The organism is Pseudomonas sp. GM78 (genome assembly GCF_000282475.1).
Taxonomy (GTDB): Bacteria; Pseudomonadota; Gammaproteobacteria; order Pseudomonadales; family Pseudomonadaceae; genus Aquipseudomonas.
The window spans coordinates 1-25,195 of the sequence record NZ_AKJF01000030.1; the positions used below are offsets into that span (position 1 = coordinate 1).

General features: G+C 61.7%; 19 protein-coding genes. 6 read left to right on the forward strand and 13 right to left on the reverse strand.

From position 1 onward, the window contains the following. Nucleotides 1–360 (forward strand): putative porin (locus tag PMI35_RS28225; RefSeq protein ID WP_008055413.1); only part of this gene is annotated, 360 nt, incomplete at its 5' end. A 200-nt stretch (nt 361–560) separates the two neighbouring features. Here the strand turns inward: PMI35_RS28225 and PMI35_RS28220 are convergent. The 3 genes from PMI35_RS28220 to aceK all read right to left on the reverse strand — a co-directional run bounded on the left by PMI35_RS28220 (nt 561) and on the right by aceK (nt 7,814). Next, entirely contained in the window at nt 561–1,682 is a 1,122-nt protein-coding gene (locus PMI35_RS28220; protein WP_008055414.1) for a beta-ketoacyl-ACP synthase III, read from the reverse strand. Between the two features lie 340 nt (nt 1,683–2,022). Continuing rightward, nucleotides 2,023–5,934 (reverse strand): ATP-dependent RNA helicase HrpA, encoded by a 3,912-nt coding sequence (gene hrpA, locus PMI35_RS28215; RefSeq protein WP_008055415.1) that lies wholly within the window; start codon nt 5,932–5,934, stop codon nt 2,023–2,025. A gap of 167 nt (nt 5,935–6,101) precedes the next feature. After that, nucleotides 6,102–7,814, reverse strand: a complete 1,713-nt coding sequence (aceK, locus tag PMI35_RS28210) for a bifunctional isocitrate dehydrogenase kinase/phosphatase (protein WP_008055416.1) — start codon at nt 7,812–7,814, stop codon at nt 6,102–6,104. A 157-nt stretch (nt 7,815–7,971) separates the two neighbouring features. Between aceK and PMI35_RS28205 the strand changes: the two genes are divergently transcribed. Then, the gene (locus PMI35_RS28205; protein ID WP_008055417.1) at nt 7,972–8,871 is read left to right on the forward strand and encodes a DMT family transporter; all 900 of its coding nucleotides are present in this window, start codon (nt 7,972–7,974) and stop codon (nt 8,869–8,871) included. A 131-nt stretch (nt 8,872–9,002) separates the two neighbouring features. Here the strand turns inward: PMI35_RS28205 and PMI35_RS28200 are convergent, their stop codons facing one another. The 6 genes from PMI35_RS28200 to PMI35_RS28175 all read right to left on the reverse strand — a co-directional run bounded on the left by PMI35_RS28200 (nt 9,003) and on the right by PMI35_RS28175 (nt 16,373). Continuing rightward, nucleotides 9,003–10,583, reverse strand: a complete 1,581-nt coding sequence (locus PMI35_RS28200; protein WP_008055418.1) for an aldehyde dehydrogenase (NADP(+)) — start codon at nt 10,581–10,583, stop codon at nt 9,003–9,005. Between the two features lie 19 nt (nt 10,584–10,602). Further along, nucleotides 10,603–11,598, reverse strand: a complete 996-nt coding sequence (araD1, locus tag PMI35_RS28195; protein ID WP_008055419.1) for an AraD1 family protein — start codon at nt 11,596–11,598, stop codon at nt 10,603–10,605. Nucleotides 11,599–11,640: 42 nt separating this feature from the next. Beyond that, the gene (locus PMI35_RS28190) at nt 11,641–12,816 is read right to left on the reverse strand and encodes an L-rhamnonate dehydratase (RefSeq protein ID WP_008055420.1); all 1,176 of its coding nucleotides are present in this window, start codon (nt 12,814–12,816) and stop codon (nt 11,641–11,643) included. Nucleotides 12,817–13,145: 329 nt separating this feature from the next. Next, nucleotides 13,146–14,150 (reverse strand): 4-hydroxythreonine-4-phosphate dehydrogenase PdxA, encoded by a 1,005-nt coding sequence (locus PMI35_RS28185; protein WP_008055421.1) that lies wholly within the window; start codon nt 14,148–14,150, stop codon nt 13,146–13,148. Next, nucleotides 14,147–15,103, reverse strand: a complete 957-nt coding sequence (locus PMI35_RS28180) for an amidohydrolase family protein (RefSeq protein ID WP_008055422.1) — start codon at nt 15,101–15,103, stop codon at nt 14,147–14,149. The genes PMI35_RS28185 and PMI35_RS28180 overlap by 4 nt, the downstream gene beginning before the upstream one ends. Next, on the reverse strand, nt 15,096–16,373 hold the full coding sequence (locus PMI35_RS28175; protein ID WP_162135891.1) for an MFS transporter: 1,278 nt from the start codon (nt 16,371–16,373) through the stop codon (nt 15,096–15,098). The genes PMI35_RS28180 and PMI35_RS28175 overlap by 8 nt, the downstream gene beginning before the upstream one ends. A gap of 490 nt (nt 16,374–16,863) precedes the next feature. On the opposite strand from PMI35_RS28175, the gene PMI35_RS28170 reads away from it, so the two are divergent. From PMI35_RS28170 to PMI35_RS28155, 4 genes are all read left to right on the forward strand, one after another. After that, nucleotides 16,864–17,877, forward strand: a complete 1,014-nt coding sequence (locus tag PMI35_RS28170; RefSeq protein ID WP_008055426.1) for a Bug family tripartite tricarboxylate transporter substrate binding protein — start codon at nt 16,864–16,866, stop codon at nt 17,875–17,877. Nucleotides 17,878–17,931: 54 nt separating this feature from the next. After that, nucleotides 17,932–18,465 (forward strand): tripartite tricarboxylate transporter TctB family protein, encoded by a 534-nt coding sequence (locus tag PMI35_RS28165; protein ID WP_008055428.1) that lies wholly within the window; start codon nt 17,932–17,934, stop codon nt 18,463–18,465. Next, the gene (locus PMI35_RS28160; protein WP_008055429.1) at nt 18,462–19,991 is read left to right on the forward strand and encodes a tripartite tricarboxylate transporter permease; all 1,530 of its coding nucleotides are present in this window, start codon (nt 18,462–18,464) and stop codon (nt 19,989–19,991) included. The genes PMI35_RS28165 and PMI35_RS28160 overlap by 4 nt, the downstream gene beginning before the upstream one ends. Nucleotides 19,992–20,060: 69 nt before the next feature. Continuing rightward, the gene (locus PMI35_RS28155; protein WP_008055430.1) at nt 20,061–21,002 is read left to right on the forward strand and encodes a LysR family transcriptional regulator; all 942 of its coding nucleotides are present in this window, start codon (nt 20,061–20,063) and stop codon (nt 21,000–21,002) included. A 53-nt stretch (nt 21,003–21,055) separates the two neighbouring features. Here PMI35_RS28155 and rfbA read toward each other — a convergent pair whose 3' ends face one another. From rfbA to PMI35_RS28135, 4 genes are all read right to left on the reverse strand, one after another. After that, a complete protein-coding gene (gene rfbA, locus PMI35_RS28150) occupies nt 21,056–21,934 on the reverse strand; it encodes a glucose-1-phosphate thymidylyltransferase RfbA (protein ID WP_008055432.1) in 879 nt (292 codons plus the stop codon). Nucleotides 21,935–21,936: 2 nt separating this feature from the next. After that, nucleotides 21,937–22,833 (reverse strand): dTDP-4-dehydrorhamnose reductase, encoded by an 897-nt coding sequence (rfbD, locus tag PMI35_RS28145; RefSeq protein WP_008055433.1) that lies wholly within the window; start codon nt 22,831–22,833, stop codon nt 21,937–21,939. Beyond that, nucleotides 22,830–23,900 (reverse strand): dTDP-glucose 4,6-dehydratase, encoded by a 1,071-nt coding sequence (rfbB, locus tag PMI35_RS28140; protein WP_008055436.1) that lies wholly within the window; start codon nt 23,898–23,900, stop codon nt 22,830–22,832. The genes rfbD and rfbB overlap by 4 nt, the downstream gene beginning before the upstream one ends. A gap of 324 nt (nt 23,901–24,224) precedes the next feature. Further along, a complete protein-coding gene (locus PMI35_RS28135) occupies nt 24,225–25,163 on the reverse strand; it encodes an aspartyl/asparaginyl beta-hydroxylase domain-containing protein (protein ID WP_008055437.1) in 939 nt (312 codons plus the stop codon). Nucleotides 25,164–25,195: the final 32 nt, after the last annotated feature.

The window sequence follows — 25,195 nt, forward strand, 5'->3', positions numbered from 1 at the left end:
GGCGCCCTGCCGATGCCGCTGTCGCTGTACGGCCAGTACGTACACAACGCCGAAGCCAGCAACGATCAGGACACTGGCTGGCTGGCCGGCGTCAAGACCAAGATCTACGGCTTCGGCCTGGACTACAACTACCGCGACGTGCAGCAGAACGCGGTGGTGGGTGCCTTCACCGACTCCGACTTCGCCAACGGCTTCACCGGTTCGCGCGGCAGCAAGCTGAAAGTCAGCTACGAGCTCGACAAGAACTTCACCCTGGGTGCGACGTACTTCATGGCTAACTCCGACTACACCAACGCCAGCGTCAACCTGAAAGACTCCGACATCAACACCCTGCAACTGGATGCCGAAGCGAAGTTCTGATTTTCCCGCTGCACGACTCCAGTATGGACGCCTGAGTCGCTTTTACACACTCGCGTTGCCGTATCGGTCCCCATCATCCGTCCGATACAGCAACGCGAGTTTTTTCTGCGCAAAAAAAATCGCAGCCTGCGGCAGTTCCTTCAGGGTATTACATAACCCTGTAGGAGCTGCCGCAGGCTGCGATCTTTTAGCGGGCGAAATCAGCGTTTGCGCAACAGCACGCTACCGATCGAATAACCGGCGCCGAACGAGCTGAGCACTGCCAGCGAGCCGGCGGCCAGGTCATCCTGGTGCTTGTGGAACGCAATCACCGAACCTGCCGAACTGGTGTTGGCATAGGTATCGAGAATCACCGGCGCTTCCTGCTCGGTGGCTTCACGGCCCAGCAGCTTCCTGACGATCAGGTGGTTCATGCTGAGGTTGGCCTGGTGCAGCCAGAAGCGCTTCACGTCGCCGACGTTGAGTTGATTCTCTTCAAGATGAGCAGCGATCAGCTCGGCGACCATCGGGCAAACTTCCTTGAACACCTTGCGGCCTTCCTGCACGAACAGTTTGTCCTTGGCACCGATGCCCTCTTCCGCCGCGCGGTTGAGGAAACCGAAGTTGTTGCGGATGTTGTTGGAGAACTTGGTCAGCAGCTTGGTGCTGACAATGTCGAACTGGTGACTGGAAGTGGCCAGGTCAGCGCGCTCGATGATCACCGCGGTAGCGGCATCGCCGAAGATGAAGTGGCTGTCGCGGTCGCGGAAGTTCAGGTGACCGGTGCAGACTTCCGGGTTGACCATCAGGATCGCCCGGGCCTGGCCCAGCTGGACGCTGTTGGCCGCAGCCTGGATGCCGAAGGTGGCCGAGGAGCACGCCACGTTCATGTCGTAACCGAAACCCTGGATGCCCAGCGCTTCCTGGACTTCGATGGCAATCGCCGGGTAGGCGCGTTGCAGGTTGGAGCAGGCGACGATCACGCCGTCGATGTCCGCGGCGGTCTTGCCCGCACGTTGCAGGGCTTGTTCGGCTGCACCGATGGCCATCTGGCAAAGCACCGACCATTCGTCGTTGGAACGCTCGGGCAAGCGTGGCGCCATGCGTTGCGGGTCGAGAATGCCCTCCTTGTCCATGACAAAGCGGCTTTTAATACCGGAGGCTTTCTCGATGAACGCTGCGCTGGACTCGGTCAACGCCTCGACTTCACCGCGGGCAATGGCCTGGGCGTTGTCGGTGTTGAATTGGGCTACATAAGCATTGAAAGACTGCACCAGCTCTTCGTTGGAGATGCTGTTGGCCGGGGTGTACAGGCCGGTGCCGCTGATGACGACGTTATGCATGGTCGTGTCTCTAATCTGTTCAGGCAGAAAGTATTGGTACAGTCGTACCAATACACAAAGGGTCTATTCCCATCCTGGGGACGCAAACCTGGCATCGCTTGATCCGTCGCGCAACTTGGCCGAAGGCTCTAGGCCGCGAAACCGGCGTTTATGGTCGCGAAGTTTGCCATAAACCTTGGATTTTCGCCCCTTTTGCTGGAGCAAACACCCACTGACACAACACCTGACCTGTGGGAGCGGGCTTGCCCGCGAAGGCGTCAGCACATCCAACATTGATGTGACAGAAACGCCGCATTCGCGGGCAAGCCCGCTCCCACAGGGTATTGCACCAGCCTCGGGCCTACGGCTCGACCTGGCTCCACTGCTTGCTCAGGCGCTTGTCGGAGATCGGCACCTTGGTTCCCAGTTGCTGGGCAAACAGCGACACCCGGTATTCCTCCAGCCACCAGCGATACAGCTCCAGCTGCGGATCGCGCTTGCCTTCCTGGGCGTGTTTGTTGGCGCGGGTCTGGTATTGCGTCCAGAGGCCGGACAACTCGCCGCTCCAGACCCGATCCCGTTGCACCTGGGCACCGATTTTTTCGAAACGCTGTTCGATGGCCTTGAGGTAGCGCGGCAGTTCCTTGAGCCACTGCATCGGCGTTTCCCGGACAAACCCCGGGTACACCAGGTGGCTGAGCTGCTGCTTGATGTCGTTCAGGGCCACGGCTTGCGCCAGGTCGATCTTACCCTTGAAGCGTTTTTGCAGGCCGTGCCAGTGCTTGAGGATTTCCAGGGTCAGCCTGGCCACGCGTTCGGCATGTTCGGTCCAGGCGCCGCGCTTGCGTTCAGCCAACGATGCCAGGCCGGCACCGTCGCGTGGCAGAGGGTCTTCACCCTCGAGGATGCAGCTGTCGAGGCTGGCCAACAGAATGTCTTCGACCAGCGCATCGACACGCCCCAGGTCGCGATACAGCAGGCCCAGTTCGGTCAGGCCCGGCAACTTGCCGCGCAGGAACTTCGCCGGTTCCGCCAGTTGCTGCATCAGCAGGCGCTGCAGGGCGCGGCGATGCTGGAACTCGGCTTCGGCCGGTGTAGAGAAACGTCCTTCCTTGACCGTGCCCGCCTCTTCCACCAGCGCCGGATAGACCGTCATCGACAAGCCGGCGATCTTCTGCTGGGTTTTCTCGGCGACGGCGGCGAACACTTTCGGTTCCACCGGCTGCTGGCTTTTCGCGGTTTGCGGTACGGCCAGGGCGGCCTGGCTGGCCTCGGCGAAACGGGCCGTCAGCTCGGCCAGGTCGCGCCCTTCGCCGAGGAACTTGCCCTGGGCGTCGACGATTTCCAGGTTCATCCGCAGGTGGCTTTCGACCTGCTGGGCCGCCTCGCTCCAGGCTTCATCGCTGACGCGGGCGCCGGTCATGCGCAATAACTCGCGACCCAGGGCCTGGGGCAACGAGCCTTCGGCGAAGGTCATGCGCTGCAACGCGGCCTTGACGAAATCCGGCACCGGCACGAAATTCTTGCGCAAGGCCTTGGGCAGGTTGCGCACCAGCGCAATGCACTTGGCCTCGATCACCCCCGGCACCAGCCACTCCAGGCGTTCCGGCGGCAGCATCGGCAACAGCGGTGCCGGCACACGCAGGGTCACGCCGTCGCGCGGGTGGTTCGGTTCGAAGTGGTAGCTCAGGGCCAGCTCCAGATCGCCGATGTGCAGCGTGTCCGGATAATGCTGGGCGGTGACTTCACTGGCTTCGCGGGCCAGCACGTCTTCTTCACGCATGATCAGCAATTGCGGGTCTTTCTGGCTGTTGATCCGGTACCAGCTGTCGAAGGTCGCGGTCTGGTGGATCTCTGCCGGAAGGCGCGCATCGTAGAAGGCGTAGAGGGTTTCTTCGTCAGCCAGGATGTCCCGGCGACGGGCCTTGGCTTCCAGTTCGTCGAGTTGTTCAAGCAACTGCTTGTTGGCCGTCAGGCACTTGGCTTTCGACTGGATCTCGCCACGCACCAAGGCTTCACGGATGAACAGTTCACGGGACACCACCGGATCGACCGGGCCGTAATGCACCGGCCGGCGGCCAACCACGATCAGCCCGAACAGGGTGATCTGCTCGAAGGCCACGACCTGGCCACGCTTCTTCTCCCAATGGGGTTCGAAGTGGTTTTTCTTGATCAGGTGCCCGGCCAGCGGCTCGATCCAGTCGGCATCGATCTTGGCCACCATCCGTGCATACAGCTTGGTGGTTTCCACAAGTTCAGCGGTCATCAACCATTGCGGGCGCTTCTTGCCGATACCTGAGGAGGGGTGAATCCAGAATCGTCGCTGACGCGCGCCGAGGTAGTCGCCCTCTTCGGTTTTCTGCCCGATCTGGCTCAGCAACCCCACCAGCACCGCTTTGTGCAGCTTCGGATAGTCCGCCGGCTCTTTGTTGAGGCTCAACTGCATGTCGCGGCAGATCAGGCTCAATTGGCGATGGGAATCACGCCATTCGCGCAGACGCAGGTAATTCAGGAAATTCTTGCGACACCAGTTGCGCAGCGGGCTGGCGGTCAGCGCCTGGCGTTGCTCTTCGAACCCTCGCCACAGGTTGACCAGCCCGGCGAAGTCCGAGTCGGCGTCTTTCCATTGCGCATGGGCCTGATCCGCCGCTTGCTGGCGCTCAGGCGGTCGCTCGCGCGGGTCCTGGATCGACATGGCGCTGGCGACGATCAGCACTTCCTGCAGGCTGCCGAGCTTCGCCGCTTCCAGCAGCATGCGGCCCATGCGCGGGTCCACCGGCAGCCGCGCCAATTGACGACCGAGGGGGGTCAATTGGCTGTTGCGGTCCACTGCCGAAAGTTCTTGCAGCAGATTGAAACCGTCGCTGATCGCCTTGCCGTCCGGCGGTTCGATAAACGGGAACGCGGTGATCTCGCCGAGGCGCAGATGCAGCATCTGCAAGATAACGGCGGCCAGGTTGGTGCGCAGGATTTCCGGATCGGTGAACTCCGGACGCCCGAGGAAATCTTCTTCGCTGTAAAGGCGCACACAGATGCCTGGCTCGACACGTCCGCATCGGCCTTTGCGCTGGTTGGCGCTGGCCTGGGAAATGGCTTCGATGGGCAGGCGCTGGACCTTGGCGCGGTAGCTGTAGCGACTGATGCGCGCGGTGCCGCTGTCGATCACGTAACGGATGCCCGGCACGGTCAGCGAGGTTTCCGCGACGTTGGTCGCCAGCACCACGCGACGGCCCGGGTGCGACTGGAAGATCCGCTGCTGCTCGGCCGGCGACAGGCGCGCGTACAACGGCAGGATCTCGGTGTGCTTGAGTTGGGCCTTGCGCAGCATGTCGGCGGCGTCGCGAATCTCGCGCTCGCCGGGCAAGAACACCAGCACGTCACCGGGACTGCGGCGCTCGCTGCGCTCGTAGGCGGCGATTTCGTCGAGGGTGGCAAGGATCGCCTGGTCCACCGTCAGGTCGTCCTCGACCCGGTTGCCTTCCTCGTCCTGTTCCAGGGTCAGCGGGCGGTACCAGGTGTCCACCGGGAAGGTGCGACCGGATACTTCGACAATTGGCGCATCGTCGAAATGCTTGGAGAAGCGCTCCAGGTCGATGGTCGCCGACGTTATGATGACCTTCAGGTCCGGCCGACGCGGCAACAGGGTTTTCAGGTAGCCGAGCAGGAAATCGATGTTGAGGCTACGTTCGTGAGCCTCGTCGACGATGATCGTGTCGTAGCGTTCCAGATAACGGTCGTTCTGGGTTTCCGCCAGCAGGATGCCGTCGGTCATCAACTTGATCAGGGTATTGGAATCGCTCTGATCCTCGAACCGCACCTGATAGCCGACCAGGGCACCCAACGGCGTGCCGAGCTCTTCCGCCACCCGGGCGGCCACGCTGCGTGCGGCGATTCGGCGCGGTTGGGTGTGGCCGATCAGGCCATGCTGGCCACGCCCGATTTCCAGGCAAATCTTCGGCAGCTGGGTGGTTTTACCCGACCCGGTTTCGCCGGCGATGATCAGCACCTGGTGCTTTTCCAGCGCCTTCTTGATTTCGTCGCGCTTGGCGGCGATCGGCAGGCTGTCGTCGTAACGAATCACCGGCAGGCTGGCCTTGCGTGCCAGCACCTGGTCACAGGACGCCTGCATTCGCGCCACCCACTGGGCCAGCTTGGCCTCATCGGGTTTCTTGCGCAGCTCAAGCAACTGCCGCCGCAGCCGGTGGCGGTCGGCGAGCATGGCGTGATCGAGGTTTTTCAGCAGTTTGTCGATGGAGGGCGATTCGTCGGTCATCGGGTACGCAATTCAGTCGTCTAGTGGCGCAGGTCGGGGATTGTCGCAGATTTTACGACCGCTGCGCGGCCGATCGCGAGCAGGCTCGCTCCCACAGTGGACCTGCGGCGTCCACACAATTGGGTGCACCACATTCAAATGTGGGAGCGAGCCTGCTCGCGATGGCGTCAGTCCAGACCCTTGCGCCGATACGGGAACACGTCGATCACCTTGCCGGCGCGGATGGCCTCCTGCAGGCTCTTCCAGTAATCGGCGTTGTACAACTCGCCATGTAGCTGATCGAACAACTTGCGCTGCCCCGAATCGGCAAAGAGAAACGGCGGGAATTCCTCGGGGAACACATCCAGCGGCCCGATCGAATACCACGGCTCGGACGCCATTTCATCTTCCGGCGTACGCGGTTGCGGGATATGCCGGAAGTTGGCTTCGGTCAGGAAGCAGATCTCGTCATAGTCATAAAACACCACCCGCCCATGCCGCGTGACGCCGAAGTTCTTCAGCAGCATGTCACCGGGAAAAATGTTCGCCGCCGCCAGTTGCTTGATCGCCAGGCCGTAATCCTCCAGGGCCTCGCGCACCTGCGCCGGGCTGGCGTTTTCCAGGTACAGGTTCAGCGGCGTCATCCGCCGCTCGGTCCAGCAGTGACGGATCAGCACCGTGTCGCCTTCCACCGACACCGTGGACGGCGCGACTTCCAGCAGTTCCTCCAGGCACGCCGGGTCGAACTTGCCCAGCGGGAAGCGGAAGTCGGCGAACTCCTGGGTGTCGGCCATGCGCCCGACACGGTCGACGCTCTTCACCAGCCGGTACTTCTCGATCACCGTGGCGCGATCGACGTTTTTCGACGGCGAGAAACGGTCCTTGATGATTTTGAACACGGTGTTGAAACCCGGCAGGGTGAACACGCTCATGACCATGCCGCGCACGCCGGGGGCCATGATGAACTGGTCGTCAGTGCTGGCCAGGTGGTTGATCAGCGCCCGGTAGAACTCGGACTTGCCATGCTTGTAGAAACCGATCGAGGTGTACAGCTCGGCGATGTGCTTGCCCGGCAAAATACGCTTGAGGAAGCCGATGAACTCCGCCGGCACCGGCACATCCACCATGAAATACGAACGGGTGAAGGAGAAGATGATCGACACGTCCGCCTCGTCGGTGATCAGTGCATCGATCTGGATGCCCCGCCCCTCGAGGTGCAGCAGCGGGATCGCCAGCGGCCATTGCTCATCGGCGGTGTAGATGCGCCCCACCAGGTAGGCGCCCTTGTTGCGGTAGAGCACCGAGGAAAACAGTTCGACGCTGAGCTGCGGGTCCTTGCACACCCAGTCCGGCAGGTTCTCGCGCAGCTGCGCTTCAAGGCGGCGCAGGTCGCCGGGCAGGTCGGCATACTCCTCGCTGAAGCGATAATCGGCAAAGATGCTCGCCAGCATGCCCGACAGCTGGCCCTGGGGCTTGTAGGTGCGGGTTTGCGCGGCGCGGGCCCGGCGCAGGCTCGGCCGCGTGGTGTGGATGAACATGCAGCCGTCGCTGATCAGGTCATGGCTGAACAGCCCGCAGAAAATCGAGTTGTACCAGGTCTCAGACAATTCATCGTCGAAGCGCAGGTCGATCAAGGTGATGTACGCGCTCTTGACCAGCGGCCAGCAACTGACGTCCAGCGTGTCGGTGTCAAAGGCGGTGTGCAGGCGCGCCACCGTTTCACTGACCTTTTCTTCGTAGAGATTGATCCGCGCCGCCGACGCCGACTGCGTCTCCTGCCACTTGGCCTGCTCGAAGCGGGCCCGGGCGCCGTCGGTGATCTGGCGAAAATGCTCGCGGTAATCGTCAAAGCCATCGAGGATCAGGCGGGCGATGTCGGCGGCTGGCCATTGCTGCGGCATGGTGAGACCTCTGCGGGAATTCGTGAGCCCTGAGCTTAGCCAGTGAAGCGGGTGCAGGAGAAGTGTAATTTTGTGCGGGGGTTATTTGCCCGTTTTCCGGTTGCCATTGATCAGGCACTCGGCAACACTCTCGTCCCGATCAAGGAAGGAGAGCACCGTGAACCCCGTCGATATTGTCCGTTTACTGTCACTGGCGGCCATCTGGGGTGCGAGCTTTCTGTTCATGCGCATCATCGCCCCGGTGATCGGCACGATCCCCACGGCCTTTTTTCGCGTGTCGATTGCGGCGGTCGGGCTGTTGGTGATACTCGCGCTGATGCGCATCAGTTGGGACTTCAAGGGCAAGCTCAAGACCGTGATGCTGCTGGGGGTGATCAACTCTGGGATCCCGGCAACGCTCTACTCGGTGGCCGCACAAGTGCTGCCGGCCGGTTACTCGGCGATTTTCAATGCCACCACGCCGCTGATGGGCGTGTTGATCGGCGGCCTGTTCTTCCATGAAAGACTCTCGGGCGCCAAGCTCGGTGGCGTGTTCCTCGGGCTGCTCGGCGTCGGCGTGCTGACCCGCGCCGGTCCCGTGGCCTTCGATCTGCAATTGCTGATGGGCGCCCTCGCCTGCCTGCTTGCTACCACCTGTTATGGCTTTGCCGGTTTTCTTGCCCGCCGCTGGCTCGACCAGGCCGGTGGGCTCGACAGTCGCCTGTCGGCGCTGGGCAGCATGCTCGGCGCCACGCTGTTCCTGCTGCCGTTGTTCGGCTACAGCGTGATCAGCCAGCCGCCGGCGAGCTGGGGCGGCTGGAATGTCTGGTTGTCGCTGTTGGGATTGGGGCTGGCGTGTACCGCCTTTGCCTACATCATTTACTTCCGCTTGCTCAGTGCGATCGGCCCGGTGAAGTCCTCGACCGTGACCTTCATGATCCCGCCGTTCGGGGTGTTGTGGGGGGCGCTGTTTCTCGATGAACCGCTGTCGATGGCGCATGTGTATGGCGGGGTGTTGATTGCGGCGGCGTTGTGGTTGGTGTTGAAGCCTGGGGTGGTGAAGGTGGCTCACAAGTAAATTTGTGCTGCCGCTGATGACGCCATCGCTGGCAAGCCAGCTCCCACAGGGTTCGGCGTCGAATACAGAATATGTGTACAACACGACTCACTGTGGGAGCTGGCTTGCCAGCGATGGCGTCGGCCCGAACGCTACAAAGCTGAATCACTCACCTCCCCATCCACCAACCGCCGAATCCCCAGCGGATTGCCATTCTGCAAAGCCTCGGGCAACAACGCATCCGGATAATTCTGGAAGCACACCGGGCGCAGGAAGCGGTCGATGGCCAAGGTGCCGACCGACGTGCCCCGCGAGTCGGACGTCGCCGGATACGGCCCGCCATGCACCATCGCGTCGCACACCTCGACACCAGTCGGGTAGCCATTGAGCAGAATCCGCCCGACCTTTTCCTGCAACATCTCCGCCAGCCAGCGGTACTCCAGCAACTCGTCAGCCTCGCCGATCAAGGTCGCCGTCAACTGCCCGCGCAGGCCCTGCAGCGCCGCCGCCAACTGCGCGCGGTCCTCGACTTCGATGACGATGGTGGTCGGCCCGAACACTTCTTCCTGAAGCAGTTCATCACCCTTGAGCAACAGGCTGACATCGGCCTTGAACACTTGCGGCTGTGCCTGGTTACCCTGCTGCGGCTTGCCCGCCAGATGGCTCAGGCCCGGATGTTCGTGCAGTTCACCCAGGCCTCGGCTGTAGCTGGCCAGCGCCGGGGCATTGAGCATGGTTTGCGCAGGTTGCTGGTTCATGCTCGCGCAAAAGGTTTCGAGAAAGCTGCTGAACTGCGGTGAGCGCAGGCCGATGACCAGGCCCGGGTTGGTGCAGAACTGCCCGCACCCCAGGGTCACGGAACCGGCGAGCTGCGCCGCGATCTGTTCACCGCGCACGGCCAGCGCCTCGGGCAGCAGGAACACCGGGTTGATGCTCGACATCTCGGCGAACACCGGGATCGGCTGGGGCCGGCTCGCGGCGATGTGGCTCAGGGCATTGCCACCTTTGAGCGAGCCGGTGAAACCCACCGCCTGGATCGCCGGGTGCTTGACCAGCCACTCACCGACACCAGCGCCATAAATCATGTTGAACACCCCGGCCGGCATTTCTGTACGCTCGGCGGCGCGGATGATGGCGTCCGCCACCCATTCGGCGGTTGCCATGTGCCCGCTGTGGGCCTTGAACACCACCGGGCACCCGGCGGCCAGGGCCGAGGCGGTATCGCCGCCGGCCGTGGAAAATGCCAACGGAAAGTTGCTCGCGCCGAACACCGCCACCGGCCCCAGGGCGATGCGGTACTGCCGCAGATCCGGGCGCGGCAATGGCTGGCGCTCCGGCAACGCGCGGTCGATGCGTGCGCCATAGAAATCACCGCGACGCAGCACCTTGGCGAACAAGCGCAACTGGCCGCTGGTGCGACCGCGTTCACCCTGGATACGCCCGGCGGGCAACGCGGTTTCGCGGCACACGGTGGCGACGAAGTCATCGCCCAGCGCATCGATTTCATCGGCGATGGCATCGAGGAACGTCGCGCGTTTTTCCGCGCTCAGGCTGCGGTAGATCGGGTACGCCGCCGCGGCGGCATTGGCGGCAGCGTCCACTTCGGCTTCGGATGCCTGGAGGAAGGTGCAGGGCAATGGTTCCCCGGTGGTCGCATCGAGACTTTGCAGTTGCAAGGTGCCGTTGGCGCTGCGGCCGCCGCCGATGTAGTTGTGTCCAAGTGGCAATGTCATGAGGGTTTCCTTAGCTGGCTCACAGCGTCCGCACCTGACCGATGGGCAACGGCTGGGCACTTTCGCCGATGCCGTTCACCAGTGGCGCACCGAACTCTTCCAGGCTGATCTGGAAGCGATCCCCCGGCTGGGTCTTCACGCCATCGGCAAACGACAGCGTGGCGGTACCGAAGTAGTGCACATGAACATCACCGGGCCGCAAGAACTGCGCGTACTTGAAGTGGTGGAACTCGAGGTTGGCCAGGCTGTGGCACATGTTGTCCTCGCCGCTGAGAAACTCCTTCTCCCAGATCGTTTCGCCATTGCGCTTGATGCGGCTGGTGCCCACCAGGTGCCGGGGCAATTCACCGACGCGCAGCTCCGGCCCATACGCGCAGCAGCGCAGTTTCGAGTGGGCCAGGTACAGGTAGTTTCGCCGCTCCATGACATGGTCGGAGAACTCATTGCCCAAGGCATAACCGACGCGATACGGCTGGCCGTCGTCGCCGATCACGTAGAGTCCGGTCAGCTCCGGTTCTTCACCGGCGTCTTCGGCAAAGGGTGGCACCGGGAAGTCCGCGCCGGGGCGCACGACGATGCTGCCGTCGCCCTTGTAGAACCATTCCGGCTGCGCACCGACCTGCCCGGCCGCTGGCTTGCCGCCCTCCAGGCCCCATTTGAACATGCGCATGGTGTCGGTCATGCCGGCTTCGACGGCGCCCTCCTGCTGGTGCATTTTGTCCCGCGTCGAAGCGCTGCCCAGGTGGGTCAGGCCGGTGCCGCTGATCAGGCAATGGGCCGGGTCTTCGTGGTCCAGCGGGGGCAGGACCTGGCCCTGCTGCAACAACTGTGCGTAGTCCGGGCCCGGCTCGGTGCCGCGTAAGGCGACTTCTTCTTGCAGGCTGCGCTGGGTGCGGATCGCCGCGAGTGCCAGTTCGCGGGTGTTGCGGGTGCCCTTGAGCACCTGGACTTGTGCCCCGTCGACGAGCCCGACCTGGCGTTCACCGGCAGTGTTTTCGAATTGAATCAGGCGCATGTCGCCCTCCGGAAAGTCGTGGATAAGTGGCTCACCACAGGGTCACTCGATGATGTTGAAGTCGCTCAGGTACTCATCGGAGATTTCCAGGCCCAGGCCCGGTTTGTTGTCGTCGAGCTGGATGTAGCCGTTGACCGGTTGCGGCTCGCCCTTGAACACGTAGTAGAAGAGTTCGTTGCCGACCTCGACGTCGAACACCGGGAAGAACTCGGCCATCGGCGAGGCGGTGGTGGACATGGTCAGGTGGTAGTTGTGCATCTGCCCGGCGTGGGGGATGACAGGCACTGACCAGGCCTCGGCCATGGCGTTGATCTTGCGCGCGGCGGTGATGCCGCCGACGCGGTTGGTGTCGTACTGGATCACGTCGACAGCGCGACGTTCGAGCAGGTCCTTGAAGCCGTAGGAGGTGAACTCGTGCTCGCCACCGGAGATCGGCATGATCCCCATTTTTTTCAGCTCGATGTAACCCTCGATGTCGTCGGCGATCACTGGCTCTTCCAGCCAGCGCGGCTCGAATTCGGCCAGCTTGGGCAACATGCGCCGGGCATATTCGAGGGTCCAGCCCATGTAGCATTCGAGCATGATGTCGACGTCGGGGCCGGCCAGGTTACGCAAGGCGCGCACTTGTTCGATGTTCTTGCGCATGCCCGCCGGGCCGTCTTTGGGACCGTAGCCGAAGCGCATTTTCAGCGCGGTGAAGCCCTGGTTCAGATAGCCCTGGGCTTCTTCGAGGAACAGGTCGAGGTTGTCGTTGGCGTAGAGCTTGGAGGCGTAGGTCCAGATCTTCTCCTTGGTACGGCCGCCGAGCAGTTTGAACACCGGCTTGTTGACCGCCTTGCCCATGATGTCCCAGATGGCGATGTCGATCGCCGAGATGGCCGCCATGCCGATGCCTTTGCGCCCCCAGGCGTGGCTCTGGCGGTACATTTTCTGCCAGATGTATTCGTTGTCGAACGGGTCTTCGCCAATCGCGATAGGGGCCAGGTAAGTGTCGATGATTTCCTTGGCCACCCGCGGCGCCAGGGCGCAGTTGCCGATGCCGACAAGGCCGTTGTCGGTCTCGACTTCCACCACCAGCCAGCCGTGGAAACGGAACGAGCCCATGGCGTCGCCGCGCTCGAACAGGATGTCGCTGGCGTTGGTGCAGAAGTGCGCCTGAGGTGGGACGACTTTGCCTTTCCACTCGAAAACGCGGGTACGGATCGCTTTGATTTTCATGAATACAGTTTCCTTGCGCTGCCGGCTTCTTGTCATTGTTGTGTCGCTGCCTGGAGCCGCTCAGGTGAGCGGTGCCAGGCATTCGATGGAGCGACTGTAGCCAGCGCCCGGGGGCTGCGGATAATCACTTATGCGTATCCGGCGATAACCTGGGGTGATGGCAGAAACGGGATATCTGCCAGGTCGGGTTATCAGCCGCGCCGCAAAAAACTGTGGGAGCGGGCTTGCCCGCGATAGCGATCTGACAGTCACTTTCAACGTGTCTGTACTGGCGCCATCGCGGGCAAGCCCGCTCCCACAGGGGATTTATACAGTTTTCGAAATCGAGGTCAGTAGCTGTTGCCACCCATTCGGCAAGCAATCTCGAACGCCTGGCGCGTCGCACCGACGTTGGCCTTGCCCTGCCCCGCGATGTCGAATGCGGTGCCATGGGCCGGGGTGGTGATCGGGATCGGCAAGCCGCCCTGCACCGTGACGCCACGGGAGAAGCCCATCAGCTTGATCGCGATCTGCCCCTGGTCGTGATACATCGTGACGACCGCGTCAAAGGCGCTGGCATCGCCCTGGACCTTGAGGAAAATCGTGTCGCCCGGGTACGGTCCTTCCGCCGCGATGCCCAGCGCCTGAGCCTTGCGCACCGCAGGGCCGATGATGTCCAGTTCCTCGCGACCGAACGAGCCGTTGTCGCCGTTGTGCGGGTTCAATCCGCAGACGCCGATGCGCGGTTTCTCCAGGCCATTGCGCTTCAACGCGGTGTCGATCAGTTGAATCGCTTCCACCACCCGCTCCTGGCTGAGCAGCCCCGAGACTTCGGCCAACGCCACGTGAGACGTCACCCGTGAAGTCCAAAGGTTGTCGAGCACGTTGAATTCGCAGAACGGCCCGTGGAAATCCAGCAGCTCGGCGAACCAGTGCAACTCATCGTTGTGGGCCATGCCGGCCATGTGCAGCGAAGTCTTGTTCAACGGCCCGAACAGCACCGCGTCGGTGGTCCCGGCCTCGGTCAGGCGCAGGGCGATTTCCAGGGTGTCGAGGCTGTAGCGACCGCCAATGACACTGGCCTCGCTGCGGGGAAATTCACCCACAGTGTCACCGCGAAAATCGTAGAACAGCGGTGTGTCATCGTCGAACGACAGCTGCTCCAGCGACTCCACCCGGCGATAGGGAAACTCCACCCCGGCGATGCGCATGCCGCGGCGCATTTCCGCTTCGTCGGCAATCAGGATCACGTTGGCCTGGCCGCGTACATCGGGCTCGCCGAGCAAGCGCGCGATCAGTTCCGGGCCGATGCCCGCCGGGTCACCCAGGACCATCGCGATGGTTGTCTTGTTCATGCTTCACTCCTCAAGGATTCAGGCAGCGCCCGGTCAATGGCGCAAGGTTCGCAGCGATAGATTCGCTGCGCGTTGCTGTAGAACAGTCGCTCCTGATCGGCCAGTGGCAGATCGGCGACGATGAATTTGAAACCGCTGTAGATGTCGTCGAACGAGCCACACAGGCTGTCCACCGGGAAATTGCTGGCAAACATCGCTCGCCTGGTGCCGAACATCGCGATGATTTCGCGCACGATCCAGGCGTTGTCGATGGCACGCCACGCCCGGCCCGCCTGGCCCAGGCCGGAGATCTTGACCTGCACGTTCGGCCACTGCGCCAACCGCGCCATCGCCGCTCGCCACCCCGCCAAACCTTCGGCGCTGCGGTCGTTGGGCAACCCGGCGTGATTGAGAATCAGGGTGATGCCGGGGAAGTCCCGGGCCAGCCGTTCGGCCTCGGGCAGGTTCCACCAGGGGGTCTGCAAGTCAAAGTGCAGGCCCAGCCCCTCCAGCGCGGCGTAACTGCGCCGCCAGTGCTCGTCGCTCATCAGGCTGCGCACCCGCCCGAACTGTTCGGGTGACGTCGGCCCGCCGGGTTTGTGCCGCACGCTGCGCACGCACTTGTAGCTGGCCTGCTCGGCCAGCACCGCGATGGCGTCCGGGTGGTCGAGCCAGGCTTGCGCGACGATCGCATTGGGTACCCCGTAACGGGCGGCCAGTTGCTCGATGAAACGGGTTTCGCCAATCGGGTCCTGGGGGTTCCATTCGGTCTCGACATACACCGTTTGCACCACCCGATGTTCACCGGCATCGGCGAAGTAATCCTCGGGAAAATAGCGGCGCTTGATCGCGGTGTAATCGCCGTAGCGAAACGCAATATTGGCTTCGGGCGCCAGCCACGGATGGTCATTGACCGTTGGGTCCCAGAAGTGATGATGGGCATCGATGATCGGTCCATTCCAACGCTCAGCCATAACGCACCTCGTCGAGACTGATGAACAACGTCGCCAGTACAAACACTGCCGAGCACGCGGCAAAGAACCCGAGCACAGGGGCGAAGCCACCGCTCATTTGCAGGATCACCCCCACCAGGATCGGCACCGCGATACCGCCGGTGCTACCGGCCATGTTCATCACACCGCCGATCAAACCGACCCGCGCCGGTGCTGCCAGCAACGCCGGGAAGCTCCAGTAGAGGCTGCCCCACATCAGGAAAAACGCGGTCATGGCCAACAGCGCCACGGCCGCAAAAGGATCGCTCAGGGTCGGCAACAACAGGAACGCGCCGAGGGCCACCAGGCCGGAAAACGCCAGCAGGCTCTTGACCGCCACCCCGCGACGCACGCCCTTGCGGATCAAGCCATCGCAAAGGAAACCACCGGTCAACGAACCCAGTGCGCCGCAGACGAAAATCACGAAGGTCGCCGCGCCAATGCCCTTGATATCAAAGCCCCGGGCTTGCGCCAGATAGCTCGGCCCCCAGGTCAGCAGGCCGAAATACACCATCGCCCAACTGGCACGACCGATCAGCAAGCCGCTCAGGGAACGGGCGGCGATGCCCAGGCCCTTGACCGGTGCCCGGGCGGCTTCAGCGGCCGGCGTGGCGCGCCCGGCGTTGATCTTCGCCAGCTCCAGGGCATTGACCTGCGGGTGAGCGTTCGGGTCATCCCGCAGATAACGCCGCGCCAGCCAGGCCAGCAACAGGGTCGCCACACCGGCGATCACGAAGGCCAGGCGCCAGGAGTCCAGCGACGCAATCAGGTAGGCAATAATCAACCCGCCGAGCGCCACACCCAACGGGCTGCCGCTGTCCATCAACACCGCACCGCGACTGCGTTCGCTGGGTGCCAGCCATGAGGAGATCAGCTTGCCGCCAGACGGAAACAGCGGCGCTTCCGAGGCCCCCAGGGCCACGCGGGCAAACAACAAAGACAGGCCGCCCGTGGCGAACGCCGCCAGCACCTGGAACGTGCCCCACAACCCCGTGGACCAACTGATGACCCGATGCGGTCCGAAGCGATCGATCAACCAGCCGCCAGGAATCTGCAACAGTGCGTAGGCCCAGAAGAAGCTGCTGAGGATCAGGCCCTGCATGCTCGGGGTGAGGGAAAACTCATGGGCGATGGTCGGCATGGCGATGGACAGCGATACCCGATCGATCAGGTTGACCATGGTCAGCGCAAAGATGATCGCGAAGATCCGCCAACGCACGTTGCTGGCCTTGGCAGTACCCGCTTGGGGCATTGCCGCGGCGGCGGTCGGAGCACCTGCGCCAGGCAGATGCAGGGAAGCACTGGGACGAGCCATGGTGCGTACCTCGTTTTTTTATTGTTGTGGTTGCAAGCGCGTCGCTTCGTGGCGACCTGTGTGGGCACTATCGAAGGCCCGGTGATAACCGTCTAATCAAAACTTGAAATCAGGTGATAGCTTCGGGTTATGGCATGCCCCGCTTTCAATGGGCTTTCAACGTCGGCACGCATTTCTTCTGTAGGAGCGAGCCAGCTCGCGATGGTCGTCAACGAAAACCCGTGTTTCCTGAATAAACGTGGCGCCCTCGAGCCCATCGCGAGCAGGCTCGCTCCTACAGGAGTCCGAGCTATAACCCCAGGCTATCGGTGTATGTATTGTTTTGACTAGACGCGGCGGCGGCGCCTTCCCACACTCTGGCCAGGCTTGCAGCTTTCGAACGCCAACAAGTCACTCATAACAACTACAAAAACGAGGCTCTTCCATCATGCGAAATGCATTCGTCCGTCGCACATCCCGTCTGTTTCTTGGTTGCACGCTGGTCGCCGCTGGCGCCCTCCCCGCTTTGGCCCACGCCTGGCAACCGGACAAGAACGTCGAAATCGTTGTCGCCGGCGGCCCCGGTGGCGGTACCGACCAGCTCGGTCGCCTGATCCAGTCGATCATCACCACGCACAAGTTGCTCGACGTCAATACCATCGTCCTCAACAAGGGCGGCGGCAATGGTGCCGAAGCCTTTCTCGACATGAAGATGAACAAGGGCGATGCCGAGAAACTGGTGATCGGCACCAACAACATCTACCTGTTGCCGCTGGTGTCCAAGCTCGGCTATCAATGGCAGGAGCTGACGCCGATTGCCGCCGTGGCCGAGGATGACTTCATTCTCTGGAGCTACAAAGGCGCACCGTGGAAGGATGCGAAAAGCTTCTACGAAGCGGTCAAAGCCGACCCGTCGAAGCTGCGCATGGGGGGCAGCCAGTCCAAGGATGTCGACCAGACCCTGACCCTGCTGCTGAACCAGACCACCAACAGCAAACTGGTGTACATCCCGTTCAAGAGCGGCAGTGAAGCAGCCACCCAGCTGGCCGGCAAACACATCGCCGCCAACGTCAACAACCCCAGCGAAAGCATCAGCCAATGGCGTGGCGATCAGATCGAACCGCTGTGCGTCTTCAGCAAGGAGCGCATGAGCTACACCGACAAAGTCGCCGGTGACAAATCCTGGGCCGACGTGCCGACCTGCCACGAACAAGGCCTGGGCATCGATCAATACCGCTTCCCGCGCACCGTGTTCATGCCCGGCGATATTTCCGCCGAGCAGCGCGCGTTTTATGTCGAGCTGATGCGCAAAGTCACTGAAACCCCAGAGTTCAAGGCCTACGTCAAGCAGAACGCGCTGGTGCCGACCTTCCTTGAGGGTGAGCCGCTGACCGCCTACATCGAAAAAGACACCGCACGCGTCACCCCGGTCTTCAAGGAAGCCGGGTGGTTGAAAAACTGACGTTGTCGCGGCCGCCCCGCCTGTGGGCGGCCGTCATCTGCTGGAGGTGTCTGCATGTCCCATTCTTCGGATTCACCCGCGCTGGTCGGCACCCGTTGGGTCGAACTCGGCCTGACACTCTTCACCGCGCTGATCGGCGTGGTGGTGATGTTCGGCAGCGTCGAACAAGGTATCGGCTGGGGTGATGCCGGCCCCGAGCCGGGTTACTTCCCCTTCTACATCGGCCTGATGCTCAGCGCCGCGAGCGTGGCCAACGGCGTGTTGACCGTGGTGCGCTGGCAAGCGCTGAGCATTGCCTTTGTCAGTCGCGGTGCATTCAGGCAAGTGCTGTCGGTGTTCATCCCGATTGCGCTGTTTGTCGCTGCCATGCCGTTGACCGGCATCTACGTCGCTTCGGCGTGCTTCATCGCCTGGTTCATGTGGCGTGACAAGGTCCGCGCCAAGCCTTACGGCAAATGGATGATCGCCACGGTATCCCTCGGCGCGGTCCTGGCCAGCTACCTGATTTTCGCGCTGTGGTTCAAGGTCCCGCTGGATGCCGGCCCGTTGGGCGACTGGATTACCCTGGTCGGGAGAAATTTCAAATGAGCGAATTCGATTCCCTGTTGCAAGGCATGAACCTGATCCTGACCCCGGGCCACATCGGCTTGATGGTGATCGGCGTGCTACTGGGCATCCTGGTCGGCGTGTTGCCCGGCCTCGGCGCCCCCAATGGCGTGGCACTGTTGTTGCCGCTGACGTTCACCATGTCGCCCGTGTCGGCGATCATCCTGTTGTCGTGCATGTATTGGGGCGCGCTGTTTGGCGGCTCGATCACCTCGATCCTGTTCAACATCCCCGGTGAGCCCTCATCGGTGGCGACGACGTTCGATGGCTACCCAATGGCCCGCGAAGGCCGCGCCGCCGAAGCCCTGACCGCAGCGTTCAGTTCGGCGTTGCTGGGGGCACTGGCCGGGGTGTTGTTGCTGACCTTCCTGTCGACCAAGATTGCCGCATTCGCCATGTCGTTCAGCTCGCCGGAGTTCTTTGCGGTGTACCTGTTGGCCTTCTGCACCTTCATCGGCATGAGCAAGAACCCGCCGCTGAAAACCGTGGTGGCGATGATGATCGGTTTCGCCATGGCGGCGGTCGGCATGGACACCGTGTCCGGCAACCTGCGCCTGACCTTTGACCAGCCGATCCTGATGACCGGCATCAGCTTCGAAGTGGCGGTGATCGGCCTGTTCGGCATCGGCGAAATCCTCTGCACCGTGGAGGAAGGCCTGGTGTTCCGTGGCGAACATGCACGCATTACCCCGATGGTGATCCTGCGCACCTGGGCGAAACTGCCGCGCTACTGGTGGACCATCGTGCGCAGCACCCTGGTCGGTTGCTGGATGGGCATTACGCCGGGCGGGCCAACCGCCGCATCGTTCATGAGCTATAGCCTGGCGCGACGTTTTTCGAAGAACCGCGACAACTTCGGCAAGGGTGAACTCGAAGGCGTGATCGCCCCGGAAACCGCCGACCACGCCGCTGGCACCAGTGCCTTGCTGCCGATGTTGACCCTGGGCATTCCCGGTTCGGCCACTGCAGCGGTGATGCTCGGCGGCTTGATGATCTGGGGCCTGCACCCGGGGCCAACGCTGTTCGTCGAACAGCATGACTTCGTCTGGGGCCTGATCGCCAGCATGTACCTGGGCAACGTGGTGAGCCTGATCGTGGTGTTGGCCACCGTGCCGCTGTTCGCCTCGATCCTGCGCATTCCGTTCTCGATCATCGCGCCGATCATCATCATGGTCTGCGCCATCGGTGCCTACTCGGTGCACAACTCGTTCTTCGACGTGGTGCTGATGCTCGGTTTCGGCGCGTTGGGTTATCTGTTCAAGAAGCTGGGCTACCCGATCGCGCCGCTGGTACTGGCGGCGGTACTGGGCGACAAGGCCGAGGACGCGTTTCGCCAGTCGATGCTGTTCTCGGACGGGCACCTGGGGATCTTCTGGTCCAACCCATTGGTGGGCGGCCTGACCACGGCGGCGCTGCTGATGCTGTTCTGGCCGTTGATTTCCAAGGCGCTGCAAGCCCTGATCGGCCTGCGCAAAGCCCCGGTCGCCAAGCCAAAATCGGTGCTGTGACACGGCAATGCTGGCAACGCCTGGCATTTGTTGTCAGGCTTGCCGCAGTCTTGATTGCGAGAACGGCCCATGTCCCGAATTCCTGATGCCAATGTGATCCACAGTCGACTGCGTCTGCGCCAGCTACGGCTGATGCTGGCGCTGGAGGAATTCGGCTCGTTGCGCCGTGCCGCCGACCACATCGGCATGACTCAACCGGCAGCGACCAAGATGCTGCATGAGGCTGAGGATTTGCTCGGCGTCGAGCTCTTTGAACGCCTGCCGCGGGGTATGCGCTCAACCCCTTTCGGGGAAACCGTCATCTACTACGCCCGCATGGTCTTCGCCGAGCTCAGCGGCATGCGCGAAGAACTGGTGGCCCTGCAATCAGGCAACCTGGGGCGGGTCGCCGTTGGCGCGATTCCGGCGCTGGCCTCGGGGTTGTTGACCCGCACCATCGCGACCTTGAAGCAGAGCCATCCACGCCTGTCCATGAGCATCCAGGTCGACACCAGTGACGTGCTGGTGCAGGCGTTGTTGCAGGATCAACTGGACATTGTGCTGGGACGGATTCCGCCTGGAGCACGGGCCGAAGAACTGCTGTTCGACAGCCTGGGTGAAGAAGAGCTGTGTGTGATTGCCGGTGCGCAAAATCCGCTGGCGCAGGAGAAGCAACTGGGTTGGGCAGAATTGCAGAACATGACCTGGGTGCTGCAACAACAGCCAAGCCCGATGCGCGCGATCATCAATCAGGTGTTCCACAATGCGCGGGTCGATATTCCGAGCAGCATCGTCGAAACCACCTCGATCATGACCTTGCTCTCGTTGATCCAGCAGACCGATATGCTCGGTGTCACGCCGGTGTCGGTGGTCGAGGATTATCCCGGTCGTGACCTGCTGGCGGTGTTGCCGATCAAGTTCGAAGCACGCTTGCCACCCTACGGGCTGATCACCCGCCGCCATCGCATCCAGTCGTCGGCGATGCAGGCGTTCATGAACTCGGTACGCGCCGAACATGCGCTGAGCAAATGAACGGGCCTGGAGACATCCTTCAGGCCTTGTCGATATGAGCAAGGTTGCAGGCATCAACCCGCTTGCAAAATTCGGTTGAGGTACTGGCCGTAACCATTTTTTGCCAAGGGGGCCGCCAGTTTTTGCAGCTGATCGGCATCAATCCATTTCTGCCGGAAGGCAATCTCTTCAGGACACGCGACTTTAAGGCCCTGGCGACGCTCGAGCGTGGCAATGAACAGGCTGGCATCGAGCAGTGAGTCGTGAGTCCCGGTATCCAGCCAGGCGTAACCGCGCCCCATGATTTCTACCGACAGGCTGCCCTGCTCCAGGTAAAGGCTGTTGATATCGGTGATTTCCAGCTCTCCACGTGCCGATGGCTTGATGCTCTTGGCCATCTCGACCACGTCCTGGTCATAGAAATACAAGCCAGTGACTGCAAAGTTCGACTTGGGCTTGAGCGGCTTTTCTTCGAGGCTGATCGCCTTGCCCTGGGCGTCGAACTCGACCACACCGTAACGCTCCGGGTCATTGACGTGATAGGCGAAGACACTCGCCCCAGACTGACGCGCCATGGCACTTTGCAGGATGTTGATGAAGTCGTGGCCGTGATAGATGTTGTCACCCAGGACCAGGGCGCTGGGGTCATTGCCGATAAAGTCTTCGCCGATGATGAAGGCCTGCGCCAGGCCATCGGGCGAAGGCTGCACGGCATAGGAAATGTTCAGGCCCCAACGGGCGCCATCCCCCAGCAGCTGTTCGAAACGCGGCGTGTCCTGTGGCGTGGAAATGATCAGGATATCGCGGATACCCGCCAGCATCAGGGTGCTCAGCGGGTAGTAGATCATCGGCTTGTCGTAAACCGGCAGCAGCTGTTTGGAGATGGACAAGGTCGCCGGATGCAGTCGAGTACCGGAGCCGCCGGCAAGGATGATGCCTTTACGATTGAGCATATTCATTTCTCCAGTATTTCTGCGAGCATCCGTGTCACGCCGACTTTCCAGTCAGGCAAGCTCAGCGCAAAGGCCTTTTGCAGTTTTTGCGTATTGAGTCGGGAATTGCTTGGACGTCGTGCCGGCGTCGGGTATGCCTCGGTGCCGATCGCGTCGACCAAGGCCTGGGTAACCTTGAGGTTCATGCCTGCCCGCTCGGCGTGTTCGAGTACAAAACGAGCATAGCGACACCAGGTGGTTTCGCCAGTGGCGGCAAGATGGTAGATCCCGCCCAATTGCGGGTCGGCCAATACGCTGCGGATGGCATGGGCGGTCACATCCGCGAGCAATTCGGCGCCGGTTGGCGCGCCGAACTGGTCATCGATCACGGCAAGGCTTTCACGTTCACGGGCCAGGCGCAGCATGGTCGTGGCAAAGTTGTTGCCCCGTGCGGAATACACCCAGCTGGTTCGCAAGATCAGATGCGCGCAGCCGCTGGTGGCAATCGCCTGTTCGCCGGCCAACTTACTGGCGCCATAGACACTCAATGGCGCTACCGGATCGTTTTCCTGCCAGGGTCTGTCGCCAAACCCGGCGAACACATAATCGGTGGAGTAATGCACCAGCAGGGCGTTGAGCCTCAGCGCCTCTCGAGCCAGCACTGCCGGCGCTTGGGCATTGACCCGATAGGCCTGCTGCGATTCGCTTTCGGCCTTGTCGACAGCGGTGTAGGCCGCTGCGTTGACGATAACGTCAGGCTTGATGCGCTGCACGGTGGCGGCCAGCCCCGGCAGATCATTCAGGTCGCCGCAGTATTCCTGGCTGGCGGAGTCGAGCGCCAACAGTTCGCCAAGAGGCGCAAGGCTGCGTTGCAGCTCCCACCCCACCTGGCCGTTCTTGCCGAGCAATAGCAGTTTCATGCGCTGCGCCCGGCATAGTTTTTCTCGACCCATTCGCGGTAGGCACCGGACTGGATATTGCGCACCCAATCCTGGTTGTCCAGATACCACTGGACGGTTTTGCGAATGCCGGTCTCGAAGGTTTCTGCCGGCTTCCAGCCCAGTTCACGTTCGAGTTTGCGGGCATCGATGGCATAACGTCGGTCGTGCCCGGGACGATCGGTCACGTAGCTGATTTGTGCATGGTAGGGCTGGCCGTCCGCACGCGGACGTAGCTCATCGAGCAACGCGCAGACGGTGTGCACGATCTCAAGATTGGTTTTTTCGTTCCAGCCACCGACGTTGTAGACCTCACCCACGCTGCCGGCCTCCAGCACGCGGCGGATGGCGCTGCAGTGGTCCTTGACATACAACCAGTCGCGGATTTGCTGGCCATCGCCATAGACCGGCAATGCCTGGCCGGACAGCGCGTTGACGATCATCAGCGGAATGAGCTTTTCCGGGAAGTGATAAGGCCCGTAGTTGTTCGAACAGTTGGTGGTCAGTACGGGCAGGCCGTAGGTGTGATGGTAGGCGCGCACCAGGTGGTCGCTGGCGGCCTTGCTGGCCGAGTAAGGGCTGTTGGGTTCATACGCATGGCTTTCGTTGAACGCCGCTTCGTCCTTGGCCAGCGAACCGTAGACTTCGTCGGTGGACACATGCAAGAAGCGAAAAGCCTGCAGCGAATCGCTCGCAAGCCCCTTGGCGTAGGCGCGCACGGCTTCCAGCAAGCGGAAAGTGCCCACGATGTTGGTGTCGATGAAGGCTTGCGGTCCGTGGATGGAGCGATCGACATGCGACTCGGCGGCAAAATTGAGAATGGCTCGGGGCTGGTGCTCTTCGAGCAAGCGCTCGACCAAGGCACTGTCACCGATATCGCCCTGCACGAATACATGCTGCGTATTGCCCGTCAGGCTGCTGAGGTTATCCAGGTTGCCTGCATAGGTCAGCTTGTCCAGATTGACTACGGTTTCGTCGGAGTGAGCCAGCCATTCCAAGACGAAATTTGCCCCAATGAAGCCTGCACCGCCAGTTACCAGGATGGTCATTGATTCAGACCTTTTTTCAGTAAGGTTGCGAGGATCGGACCCCAGGTTCTCAAAGACGGATTGCCCATTCAAACCGGCATGCTTGAAACCCGCGCAGCCCGGTTAAACCCAATGGCGTTACGGCCAAGGCAATTGTGCTGTCGCAAGGGTTGAATAAGGTTTTGAGCATTCAGCGCACGCCAGTTCTGTGACTGGCTCCATATACTCTCTCGACGCCCTGATGGCATTTACGGGCGACATTCGTAATATAGCAAAGCTCCCCGAAATAAAAAAAAAGATCGCCTGATGGCGATCTTTTTTCCTGCCCTTGTGGCCTACAGGTGTTCAGCCCAGCAGCCAATGAACCAGCAAACCCAGCACGCCGATCGCCAATACCGGCCGCATTACCCGGTACGCCTTGGGAAAACGACGCTTCCACTGCTTGATCGCCCCACTGGACCTGTCGCTGAATTGCTTGCTCCAGGCATAGGCCTGGTTGATCCCGCCCACGCGTTCATCCGCAAGGTTCTGCGGCGCGGTGGCGCGTCCCAGCAGGCTGCTGATCCAGCGGTTGATGCCGGTGATCAAGCGGTTACTAAGCGGTCGCTCGATGTCACAGAAGAGGATGACCCGGGTCTGGTCGGTTTCGTTCTTGACCCAGTGCACGTAGGTTTCATCGAACATCACGTCCTCACCATCACGCCAGGCGTAGGCCTGACCGTCGACGTAGATGCGGCAAGCGTCGCTATTGGGCGTCGTCAGTCCCAGGTGGTAGCGCAGGGAGCCGGCGAAGGGATCGCGGTGCGGATTGAGATGACTGCCCCCCGGCAGCAAGGCGAACATGGCCCCCCTGACATTGGGAATCGCGCTGACCAGCGCCACGGTCTTCGGGCACAGCAGCTCGGCCGAGGGCAAGGGTTTGTCGTACCACTTGAGGTAAAACCGCTTCCAGCCCTTCTTGAAAAACGAACCGAACCCGGCGTCGTTGTTTTTTTCCGCGGCGCGGATGTAACCCTCGTCAAACAGGTGCATCGCTTCGTCGCGGATAACTTCCCAGTTGTCCTTGAGCACATCCAGTTCGGGAAACTTGCTGCGGTCCAGGTAGGGTTTTGAAGGCACGCCGGAGAACAGATACATCAAGGCGTTATAAGGTGCGAACAGGGCCGAATGGTTGACGAATTGGCGCAAGACCGGCAAGCGCGCCTTGCCACGCAAATGCACATAGAGGGTACTGCCCAGGAACAGCAGCAACAACGACGCTTTCGCGGCAACCGAAATGCTCATCAACAACTCCTTGATCGATAGACATCTGCGCA

What these genes read in the sequence shown, in the direction of transcription:
- PMI35_RS28180 (WP_008055422.1), bottom strand. Translation starts at nt 15,103, where the DNA reads ATGGCTGAGCGTTGGAATGGACCGATCATCGATGCCCATCATCACTTC.
- PMI35_RS28165 (WP_008055428.1), top strand. Translation starts at nt 17,932, where the DNA reads ATGTCCCATTCTTCGGATTCACCCGCGCTGGTCGGCACCCGTTGGGTC.
- PMI35_RS28200 (WP_008055418.1), bottom strand. Translation starts at nt 10,583, where the DNA reads ATGACATTGCCACTTGGACACAACTACATCGGCGGCGGCCGCAGCGCC.
- PMI35_RS28135 (WP_008055437.1), bottom strand. Translation starts at nt 25,163, where the DNA reads ATGAGCATTTCGGTTGCCGCGAAAGCGTCGTTGTTGCTGCTGTTCCTG.
- PMI35_RS28155 (WP_008055430.1), top strand. Translation starts at nt 20,061, where the DNA reads ATGTCCCGAATTCCTGATGCCAATGTGATCCACAGTCGACTGCGTCTG.
- rfbB (WP_008055436.1), bottom strand. Translation starts at nt 23,900, where the DNA reads ATGACCATCCTGGTAACTGGCGGTGCAGGCTTCATTGGGGCAAATTTC.
- PMI35_RS28190 (WP_008055420.1), bottom strand. Translation starts at nt 12,816, where the DNA reads ATGAAAATCAAAGCGATCCGTACCCGCGTTTTCGAGTGGAAAGGCAAA.
- PMI35_RS28170 (WP_008055426.1), top strand. Translation starts at nt 16,864, where the DNA reads ATGCGAAATGCATTCGTCCGTCGCACATCCCGTCTGTTTCTTGGTTGC.
- PMI35_RS28185 (WP_008055421.1), bottom strand. Translation starts at nt 14,150, where the DNA reads ATGAACAAGACAACCATCGCGATGGTCCTGGGTGACCCGGCGGGCATC.
- araD1 (WP_008055419.1), bottom strand. Translation starts at nt 11,598, where the DNA reads ATGCGCCTGATTCAATTCGAAAACACTGCCGGTGAACGCCAGGTCGGG.
- PMI35_RS28220 (WP_008055414.1), bottom strand. Translation starts at nt 1,682, where the DNA reads ATGCATAACGTCGTCATCAGCGGCACCGGCCTGTACACCCCGGCCAAC.
- rfbA (WP_008055432.1), bottom strand. Translation starts at nt 21,934, where the DNA reads ATGCTCAATCGTAAAGGCATCATCCTTGCCGGCGGCTCCGGTACTCGA.
- hrpA (WP_008055415.1), bottom strand. Translation starts at nt 5,934, where the DNA reads ATGACCGACGAATCGCCCTCCATCGACAAACTGCTGAAAAACCTCGAT.
- PMI35_RS28175 (WP_162135891.1), bottom strand. Translation starts at nt 16,373, where the DNA reads ATGCCCCAAGCGGGTACTGCCAAGGCCAGCAACGTGCGTTGGCGGATC.
- aceK (WP_008055416.1), bottom strand. Translation starts at nt 7,814, where the DNA reads ATGCCGCAGCAATGGCCAGCCGCCGACATCGCCCGCCTGATCCTCGAT.
- PMI35_RS28160 (WP_008055429.1), top strand. Translation starts at nt 18,462, where the DNA reads ATGAGCGAATTCGATTCCCTGTTGCAAGGCATGAACCTGATCCTGACC.
- rfbD (WP_008055433.1), bottom strand. Translation starts at nt 22,833, where the DNA reads ATGAAACTGCTATTGCTCGGCAAGAACGGCCAGGTGGGGTGGGAGCTG.